Below are 8,801 nucleotides of genomic sequence, written 5' to 3'. Positions count from 1 at the left end.
TGCGGTCCACTTGAAGGAGACAGTATCCCCTGGATATACCGTCTTAGGTGAAACCATCGAGACAGTGTTCAGAACAGGCGGAGCCACATCCGCGGTGGTTCCTGCAACAGTGAATTTGAGCTTGCTAAGGTCTGGTTTGTTAGTAACGTAGCGGGTATCTGTCGCGTTGCCTACGGAGTCAGAATAGGCAACGAACTGAATTTCCCAGTTGCCCGCAGGCCATTGTTCATCAACCTGCATGGAGGATGTTCCGGAGCGAACATTGCCGCTGGAGGAGGTCTCTCCCCAAGCGATAATTCGTTTGATTTTTCCGGATGGTCCATAAGCCCAAAACTCGACATGGCTCATGGGGGAAGGATCTGTTGCGGTCCACTTGAAGGAGACAGTATCCCCTGGATATACCGTCTTAGGTGAAACCATCGAGACAGTGTTCAGAACAGGCGGAGCCACATCCGCGGCAGCTGACACCGGAGACACCGACATGACACTCATCGAAGCCGCAGTAATCATTGCGAAGATAAGCAGAAATATCTTTTTGATCGTTCCCCCAAGGAAGATTGTTTATTTTTAAAGGAATTTTAGTCGACGAATGAATAAAAGAAGAATAAATGGGACAGGAGCCGCCGAGAGGTTATAGATGCGGCATTCACATTCGGCTTTGCCAGTGAAGGAACGCCTCATCCATCATTTCTAAGCGCCATGGCAACAGCTTGCCTTCGGCCCGCCTTTGATGTTGCACATGCAGCCAGACACCGAGCACTCGCTCGGCTTCTGATGAGAAGTTCTGGTACCGCGGGGTTCGTTGATAGGTGGCAGTGAATTCGATCAGCGAGGTGAGCTTTGCACGCCAAACCTCATCTCGTTCCTGCTGCCGAATATCAATGCTCCAGCCGACCAGAGCATCTAACAGAATGATCTTTGGGGCGGACATTTCACCGTTACGGTATGCGCGGCCCTGGTCAAGAACCCACCGGTGCAACCGCCGCTCTGTGTCGTCTCCCTCATGATGTGGAAGCCGGCTGTGGATAGTTTGAAACTCGAGAACTTCAGCCAGCAGTTTTCGCCAACTGATCGTTGGACGGTCCACTCCCCTAGCAGCCAGCGCTGCCTCATGCTTGGCATGGGTGCCTGACTCGTATTTTTCTCGCATCTGCAAATGGCGGTGAATGGTGGTGCACTGCCAATGACAAAGATCCGATATTTCGCGCACGGTCAGACCCGCGGCATACATCATGTCCCATTCGGGATGCCTCGACACTTCCCATCCAGCCATAGAATCAAAGCTACTCCAGGAACGTACGACAGCGAAGGGGTCAAGAGGCCGGAATGAGAGTGTATAAGGAAGATATCTACCGCTTCGATTTCCACCCGACGGTCGTAGGGAATATTGCCCCGCGAATTTTGAGGAATTAGAAACTTTTGCGTGTCGCGGGTCGATTAACTTGGTTGCGCAACCATAGGATGATGATATGAAGAATCCGCATGGCCGCGCCTATGGCACCATGAAACACCCTACGCCGATGGGGTGGAAGGTGGAGCGCGAAAATAAAGAGCATTTCGCGGATCTCGCGAAGAAAGCCGGCATGTCTGCCGCAGCATTCTTCGACCTTATGGTGGAGACCTTGGAATATGACGACCGAGGACTTCCAACGTGGGTTCCCCAAAACGATAGCAAGGAAGGCCATCTGCCTATCGACAAGCTTTAAACAGAAAAGCCCGCGCATCGCGCGGGCCTAAGCTCTGAATCCGATCTATGTCTCTCGCCAAAGTTACTACAGATCGTGATTTACCAAGTTAGCTTCCGGCTACCACACCGGACGCTCCCTCTTCTTTACCCTGAAACAGGAAAGACGTTGTATGTCTATAGTAGCGCCTGAACGCGCCCACGCAACAACCCAAGCCCAGGAAACGCCGAAAAACCCGGCGATCTCCGCCACAAAAACCCCACACTGGGACACCCGACCGTGCAACGGACGCATCGCAGCGATCCAAAAACACGTCACCAAGGGGCATAAACCCTTCGTACGCGCCCAGACCCCCGAAGGATTCACCGCTAAAGGTAAAACCCAGTTCAACGCCTCCAAAGAAGCGTTCGCGACCAAACACGAACAGACCCTGCCACCGGTGCGCATACGCCGCGTCTCGCGTGCCCAGGAGACCTCCGACCGCGCAGTATCTTGGGCGATCCCCCAAGGCAGCAAAAAAATAGACCACACCGCCCAAGCCTGGCGCGCTACGCGATCCCTCGACGAGCTGTTAGGCCGCCGCAAAGACTGCCAACGCAACATCCTGGCCGTTCTTTGGGTACTGTTGCGCTACACAGACCACGACTCCATGACCGTACGCATCACCTGGAATACCATCGCCGACAAAGCACGCGTGAGCCGCGCTACCGTCGGCAACGCCCTCAAATTCCTACGCGCTCACGGCATCCTCGGCATCGTCGCCTCCGGCCGCAGCGCCGAATACGCCGCCAAAGCAGGACAACCAGCCACCAATGAAGCCCCTGTCTACGTGCTCTGCCGCCCTATCGGGCTTGGTCTACGCCCCCAAGACACACCAGGCACCACCACACACCACACCCCAAACCACACCGCCTGTGGAAATAACTTAGAACCCCTCCCCGTAGGGGGGTTAACCACTTACGTAGTAAGTTCCTACACGCGCGTACGCGAGGAAAAGATCCAAAATGAGCCGCTACGCGGCACTGAAAAACTTTTTAGGCACGGCTCCGCCGCGCAAACTCGCGAACACGATCAGCGACCAGTCGAGCTATGGCCAGCTTCCCGAACGATCAGCTCGAGACCACAGGGATTATCGGCTTGCGCTGAAATCTTGCGTCGGATGCCTGATTTTGCCCGTTTTTCCAAGAAAAACGTGCTGAACATGTTCAAACCATTTTTCAACGCTGGATGGACTATCAACGATATTCAGCACGCTTTGGAATGGCGCACCACACCAGGTCTGCACGGCAAAGAATCTTGGGGAGCACTCCCCCAGCACAACCGTGAAACTCAGTCCTACATCGACTACTGCCGGATCTTGCGCGCAGCGATCCTGCACCGCATGAACCAATGGCGCACCGCCACCGGAGAAATCATGCTCAGCCGATCCCAGCGAGCAGCGGCCGCCAGCAACCACGCACGCGCAGCCGCACGAGCCGCAACCGAACGCCGCGCCAAACAAGCCGCCAACCAAAGAAAACACCAAACCGCAGCAACACACGGCGCAGCAAAAGTCAGAGCCGTCCTAGCAAAATCTCGTTTGGGAAAGTAGAAGCCATAGGACTAATCTTCCACGAGAAACAATACTACTTTCATGAAATCTTTATTTATTTCATGAAAGCATTATTGTTGTACGGGTCTACCTGGACAGCATACGAGGCGTGCAGGCGGGAACAGCCCACCTGTCCGTTGATCGCCTTGAGCCAAGGTGCCTTCCAATAACTAGCAGGAGCTCTATGCAATTCGTTAAGAACTACATACCGATGCTTCCATTCGCGCTGGAAAATGCTTAATTCCTCACTATCCCCGAAAACGGCGAATCTTTCATGCAATAAATATTTATTTATTGCATGAAAGATTGATTTCATGTACGATCAAATCATGCAAACGATCATGGTTTATAGCGAGTCTGGTGGCGTATCCAAAACAACCACTGCTGTTTCGCTCGCGATGGTGGCTGCCGAAGCTGGTAAGAATGTGTTGCTGATTGATCTTGATCCTAGAGCAGCCACCACGAAATGGACGGCGGTTCAACCACGCGAGTCAGGACTTGATGTCGGTGCAATACTTGCGGATGAAGACCCCGAGGGTTGGGCCGATGAGTTGGCCGTATCTTCTCACTGGAGCCCAAATTTGCGTGTGCTACCTTCATCGAGATCGGTATCCAACCGCGAGAAGGATACCTCCGACCACCTGGAGATACGATTGAAAACTTCACTGCTCGGCTCCTCAGCGGATCTAGTAGTAATTGATTGCCCTAACCGTCAAGGTGGCCCCCTTACTCAAAGTGCTTTGAATGCTTCTGACACCGTCGTATACGCTGCTAAGCCGACCGTTGACGGAATAGACGGCTTTGAGGGCGCCAAAATCACAGTCGATAAGTTCTTGGCCAGTCGGAAACGTCTCGGTTTAACCGCAGGATTGAGGGAAGCTGGGATTGTTATCGGGGGATATAAAGACACGATCACACCGCGGGCAGCAATCAGCTCTGTAGATGAGCTTCGCGAAACGGGACTACTCTTGATTCCGTTTGTTCCAGAACGGACCATCGTTCAAGATGTTCGCTTGGCGGGGGAATGGTATGGGAACTACCGCAAGGGCGCTCCGGTCTTAGCAGCTTACAAGGAACTAGCAAGGACAATTATCAAATGAATCAAGAACTACCGGAACGCCCAGCTTCGGGAAGGCGTCGCGTGCCACGCCCTGCCCCTGATGTAAACGTAGATCCTGTCGAACCTGCGCAGACACCGGAGAAGCAGATAGCGAAACCAGTTGCGGTATCACCTGAGCGAAAAGTCGTGCGGGTGCCTTTCAGTAACAGATTGTCCGAAAAGACGATGGATACCCTGGCTAGAGTTAAAGCTGAGGCCAAGATCCCCATTTATGAAGCAATTGAACTAGCAGTTGCAGAAAAGTGGGCAGAGTTTGAAAGAAAGAAATAAATATTTCTTTCATGAATGAAAGGTTGCATTGGTTGGACTAGCAAACCCACCATTTTGCTTGTTCTGATCCTCCGCGACTCGACGATTCCCCGTAGAAATTGCGATGGGCAATGACTTTTCTTGGCTCTGTGTATCTCGGGGCGCATTCTTTAAAAGCACAAAGGGGAAGTCTTCGGAACCTGTTTACCACCTCATTAGTTTGGTTCCGAAGCTCTCCACCACCCCAACCAAGGAAAAGAGCCATGACGCGCAACGCCTCAGAGATCTACGAAGACCTCAAAGCGCTGGCCGACGAGCTGGAAGCCCTCGCCGCCACCGGCCGCATTACCATGAGCACCGACTCGTGGAACAAGGACTACCCGGACACCAAACAGGCCGTCTCCTACGCCCTAGATGCGCTGCAGACGGCGATTAACGCGACTTGCTGGATGGAAACCCTGCCCTCACCTGAACCCACCGCCAAGTAACCCAGGCCACGCGGTTAAGCCTCCTTCCCACCTGTGCACAGCAAAAGCCCAATCGCTGCGCTGCTTTGCCTGCACCCACGTGGACAGCAGGAACCAAACGACCACCCGCACACAAACCACAAGCTGCGGTCCCTGAGTTCACCTACGACAGGGGATCGTGGCTCATGCACGGCCTCTAGCGATGAGCACGGAAGCGACAAGAAAAATGGGAGGTACGCCGAAGATGCGGCAAAGTAAAGCAGGCAGAGTCAGCGAAAAGCACGCGCGCCGTACTAACCAAGAACTCCAAGCGCTCAGCGAACCACCGATGAACGATCCCTTCGAACACCTCATTGCCAAAACTGAATTCGACTCCGGAGCTTATGACCGAATAAGCAAAGCTTTCACCTTGATTCTGGCCGGGGTAGCAATTTTGTTCGCGGGCGGAAGCCTCGCTGGCGTGGCTCCCAGTATTTGGGTTTTGGTGCTGTGGTCAGGGCTGGTTGTTGTGATAGGGCTACTGGGCTTCATGGGACTCGGCGCAAGTATTAGTGCAAAGCGCGCGGCCATAGCCGTCTATAAGCACCGTCACCCTTAGGCTGCTTTTACTGTCAGTAGCTCACGCCAGTGGGTCGTGTAGCGCGGGCTCATCATCTCCCGCCGCATCTCCCACGCTGGCCCCTGCTGTAGGCCGGCCAGACCTAAACCGATGGACTTCACACCGTGTTCGGAACGGATCTGCTGGATCAGCGGGCCAATCTGTTTGGCCTCATGCGCTGACACGAACGGGTCAAAAGTTTCCTGCATGGCCCAGGGTTGCAGGTCCATGACCACCACCCCCGCCCGCGCGTATTTCACTCCCACCAGGATTTGGGGGAGTAGTTGTTTCGCTGCGCGGGTGAGCACTAACGGATCAGCCGTAGGCCCAGGCAGCTTCACCGTGATCGCTGGCTGGTGATCCTGGTGCTGGTTGTAGTAGCTGGTCATCGCCCACGCCGAGAGGATCTTGGCTTGCTTCTGGTGCTTATATAGCCGTGCGGAGGCTTGTTGCGCATAAATCCCCATCACCTGCTCCATACCCACCCGGTCAGTGATCGGATCAGAAAATGAGCGGGAGAAGATTAGTTGGTCTTTGATCGCCCGTTCTTCTTCCATCGGGATGCAGGGAATCCCGCGCAGCTCTAGCACGGTGCGCATCTGCACGATGGAGAACTTATCCCTGATCCGCACCTCGTTCGCATTGCGGAGGTCTTTAGCCGTCCAGATCCCCAAGCCGCGCAGCCGTTTGGTCAGCCTGGGGCCGATGCCCCACACCTCAACTACCGGTAGACGCGCCAGCAGGTTCTCGGTGGTCTGTGCTGGGGCACGATCCCACACGCACACCCCGCCCAGTTCTTTGATGTGTTTGGCGGTCTTGTTCGCCATTTTCGCCAGCGTCTTGGACTTGGCGATCCCCACGCAGACGGGCAACCCGGTCAGCCGGAGCACCTCAGCCTTGATCTGCTCTCCCAGGGCTTGCAGCTCATCCAGGGTGCCGGACACGCCCAGGAACGCCTCGTCAATGGAATAGACCTCCACCCAAGCCGAAAAGCGGCCCAGCAGTTTCATCACGCGGGCTGACATTTCCCCGTACAGCTCGTAATTAGAGGACTTCGCAACCAGCCCGAGGCGGTCAGCGTCGGCCGCGAGCTTGAACCACGGCGCACCCATCTCAATGCCTAAGGTTTTGGCTTCGCTGCTGCGTGCGACCGCGCAGCCGTCGTTATTGGACAGCACGATCACCGGGCGGGCTTCGAGCTTCGGGTCAAAGACCCGTTCGCAGGAGACATAGAAGCTGTTCACATCAACGTGAGCGATGTATTCGCCCCGCTGTGACGGGTCGGGGGAGTCTAGAGGTGATGGAGGCATGTGGTGGCCACACCCCAAATCCTAAAATCCGATAGTTCCGCCACGCGCAGATCAGGGTAGTCCGGGTTTTCCGCTTTCAACACCACTCCGGCAGGGCCGGTAGAGAGACGTTTGACGGTCATCTCCCCGTCGATCACGGCAATCACCACGTGCCCATCGCGTGGCTGCACGGAGCGGTCCACGATCAGCTCATCCCCATCACTGATCCCTGCGCCCCGCATCGACTCACCAGACACCCGAACAATGAACGTCGAGACCTGATCCCGGAGCAGCATCTCGGAGAGATCAATCTTCGTATCGGAATAGTCCTGGGCTGGCGAAGGGTAGCCCGCCGGGACACGGTCCAGAGCCATAGCGACCACCCGTTGCGGCGGGGGCGCTAGCTCACAAACTTGTATTCGATCAATCTTCATTACATCACCTAATCTTAGTACATATATTCTAACTCTTGAGTGTAGGGGAGAACGTCGACAAGTAAGGGCCGTGCGTTACCGTATGCCGCTTATCGGATCGCTGTTTAGCCACTGGAATGTCGGCTCCCTCTGGCAAGCTTGGAGAACATCGACAAGAAATGGGGCGCTGGTGACCACGGAATCTATCAAGTTCATGCTGCAGGATATTGAGACAAAGTATGAGGAACGAGCTGACTCTCCAGAGTTCGTGCGTCTTTATAAAGGCTCCCGACGGGAGCATATGTTTGCCGTGCTTCATGAGGAGCTGAATCAGCATTTTGATGCGATCAACGGACGCGCAGAAACAACCGGTCATTACTGGGCTGATAACAGCAGAGCCATGCTCGATTTATTGAAGGACCTAAAGAATGACCTCTATACCCTAAAGCGTGCAGGAGTAGACATCACTTTGCATGCCGCATACCAGAACGCCATTGAGCGTTGCAGGCCTTGGCTCTCCTACAGTGGTGGCAGTGCTGTCCCGGAAGGTTTCGAACCGATCGAAATCATCAAGTATGAACCTGTTTTTACGGAGAATGCTTTGGTCGAACTTAAAAAACAGCAAGAGCCCATCGAGCCTAAGATGATCGGCAAAGGTTCCTACGCTCATGTCTACTCCTACGTCGATCCTGATTACGGCATCAAATTTGCCATTAAAAGGGCCAACCGAGATGCGGAAGAAAGAGACCTACTCCGTTTCCGCAAGGAATTCGACGTGATGAAGAACCTCAGCTTCCCCTACATTCTTGAGGTCTACAAGTACGACGAATCACGCAACGAATATCGAATGGAACATTGTGATGCAACGCTGCGTCAGTACATCTCCCAACGCAACAACAACTTGCATTTTTCAACCCGGAAACGGATAGCCCTGCAGTTCCTTTACGGTATGAGCTACATCCATAGCCAAAAACTATTGCATCGCGATATCAGCCTGCAAAATGTTCTGATGAAGGTGTACGAAAGCGGTGCAGTCTTGGTCAAGCTCTCGGACTTCGGCCTGGTCAAAGAGCAAGAATCCACCTTTACCCGTGCTCATACGGAAATGCGTGGGACCATCCTTGACCCGACCCTGGATAAATTTCGAGACTACAGTGTTCTGAACGAGATCTACGCAATTGGCCATGTTCTCTCCTTCATCTTCACTGGACGTCAATCGATAGCCATTGGTAGTAACGATGTGGACAGTATTGTTCAAAAATGTGTGGCGCACAATCTATCAGAACGCTATCCATCGGTATCCGAACTGATTGCGGATGTAGAGAATCTTGATGTTCCAGCCCATTCAATTTCTGGTTCTGGAGACGAAGCCTAACCAAGCCAGCTATT

General features: G+C 54.0%; 11 protein-coding genes. 7 read left to right on the top strand and 4 right to left on the bottom strand.

The window, feature by feature from the left end; all coding sequences use genetic code 11:
* Window positions 1-348 (bottom strand): hypothetical protein (locus ACIQTS_RS17045; RefSeq protein WP_402474013.1); only part of this gene is annotated, 348 nt, incomplete at its 3' end.
* 298 nt (window positions 349-646) lie between these two features.
* Entirely contained in the window at window positions 647-1,273 is a 627-nt protein-coding gene (locus tag ACIQTS_RS17040) for a hypothetical protein (RefSeq protein WP_402474011.1), read from the bottom strand.
* A 196-nt stretch (window positions 1,274-1,469) separates the two neighbouring features.
* On the opposite strand from ACIQTS_RS17040, the gene ACIQTS_RS17035 reads away from it, so the two are divergent.
* The 6 genes from ACIQTS_RS17035 to ACIQTS_RS17010 all read left to right on the top strand — a co-directional run bounded on the left by ACIQTS_RS17035 (window position 1,470) and on the right by ACIQTS_RS17010 (window position 5,710).
* Complete coding sequence (locus ACIQTS_RS17035) at window positions 1,470-1,706, top strand: hypothetical protein (RefSeq protein ID WP_400343947.1); 237 nt, start codon at window positions 1,470-1,472, stop codon at window positions 1,704-1,706.
* A gap of 151 nt (window positions 1,707-1,857) precedes the next feature.
* The gene (locus ACIQTS_RS17030) at window positions 1,858-3,276 is read left to right on the top strand and encodes a hypothetical protein (protein WP_402474008.1); all 1,419 of its coding nucleotides are present in this window, start codon (window positions 1,858-1,860) and stop codon (window positions 3,274-3,276) included.
* 314 nt (window positions 3,277-3,590) lie between these two features.
* Window positions 3,591-4,376 carry a ParA family protein gene (locus ACIQTS_RS17025; RefSeq protein WP_402474006.1) on the top strand — a complete coding sequence of 262 codons (786 nt, stop codon included), beginning with the start codon at window positions 3,591-3,593 and terminating at the stop codon, window positions 4,374-4,376.
* Window positions 4,373-4,666 (top strand): hypothetical protein, encoded by a 294-nt coding sequence (locus ACIQTS_RS17020; protein ID WP_402474004.1) that lies wholly within the window; start codon window positions 4,373-4,375, stop codon window positions 4,664-4,666. Before ACIQTS_RS17025 ends, ACIQTS_RS17020 begins: the two co-directional genes overlap by 4 nt.
* Window positions 4,667-4,908: 242 nt before the next feature.
* The gene (locus ACIQTS_RS17015) at window positions 4,909-5,133 is read left to right on the top strand and encodes a hypothetical protein (protein ID WP_402474001.1); all 225 of its coding nucleotides are present in this window, start codon (window positions 4,909-4,911) and stop codon (window positions 5,131-5,133) included.
* A 181-nt stretch (window positions 5,134-5,314) separates the two neighbouring features.
* A complete protein-coding gene (locus tag ACIQTS_RS17010; RefSeq protein ID WP_402474000.1) occupies window positions 5,315-5,710 on the top strand; it encodes a hypothetical protein in 396 nt (131 codons plus the stop codon).
* Here the strand turns inward: ACIQTS_RS17010 and ACIQTS_RS17005 are convergent.
* Together ACIQTS_RS17005 and ACIQTS_RS17000 are read right to left on the bottom strand one after the other, a co-directional pair.
* A complete protein-coding gene (locus ACIQTS_RS17005; protein ID WP_402473999.1) occupies window positions 5,707-7,020 on the bottom strand; it encodes a Y-family DNA polymerase in 1,314 nt (437 codons plus the stop codon). The genes ACIQTS_RS17010 and ACIQTS_RS17005 overlap by 4 nt on opposite strands.
* The gene (locus tag ACIQTS_RS17000; protein WP_402474053.1) at window positions 7,002-7,373 is read right to left on the bottom strand and encodes a LexA family protein; all 372 of its coding nucleotides are present in this window, start codon (window positions 7,371-7,373) and stop codon (window positions 7,002-7,004) included. Before ACIQTS_RS17000 ends, ACIQTS_RS17005 begins: the two co-directional genes overlap by 19 nt.
* A gap of 130 nt (window positions 7,374-7,503) precedes the next feature.
* Here ACIQTS_RS17000 and ACIQTS_RS16995 point away from each other — a divergent pair, with 130 nt between their 5' ends.
* Window positions 7,504-8,787 (top strand): protein kinase family protein, encoded by a 1,284-nt coding sequence (locus tag ACIQTS_RS16995; protein WP_402473997.1) that lies wholly within the window; start codon window positions 7,504-7,506, stop codon window positions 8,785-8,787.
* Window positions 8,788-8,801 lie beyond the last annotated feature (14 nt).

This window comes from Glutamicibacter sp. NPDC090743, assembly GCF_044769125.1.
In the GTDB taxonomy this organism is placed as follows: domain Bacteria; phylum Actinomycetota; class Actinomycetes; order Actinomycetales; family Micrococcaceae; genus Glutamicibacter.
Note: the sequence above shows the minus strand (reverse complement) of the source record. Positions and strands in the feature narration are given on the sequence as shown.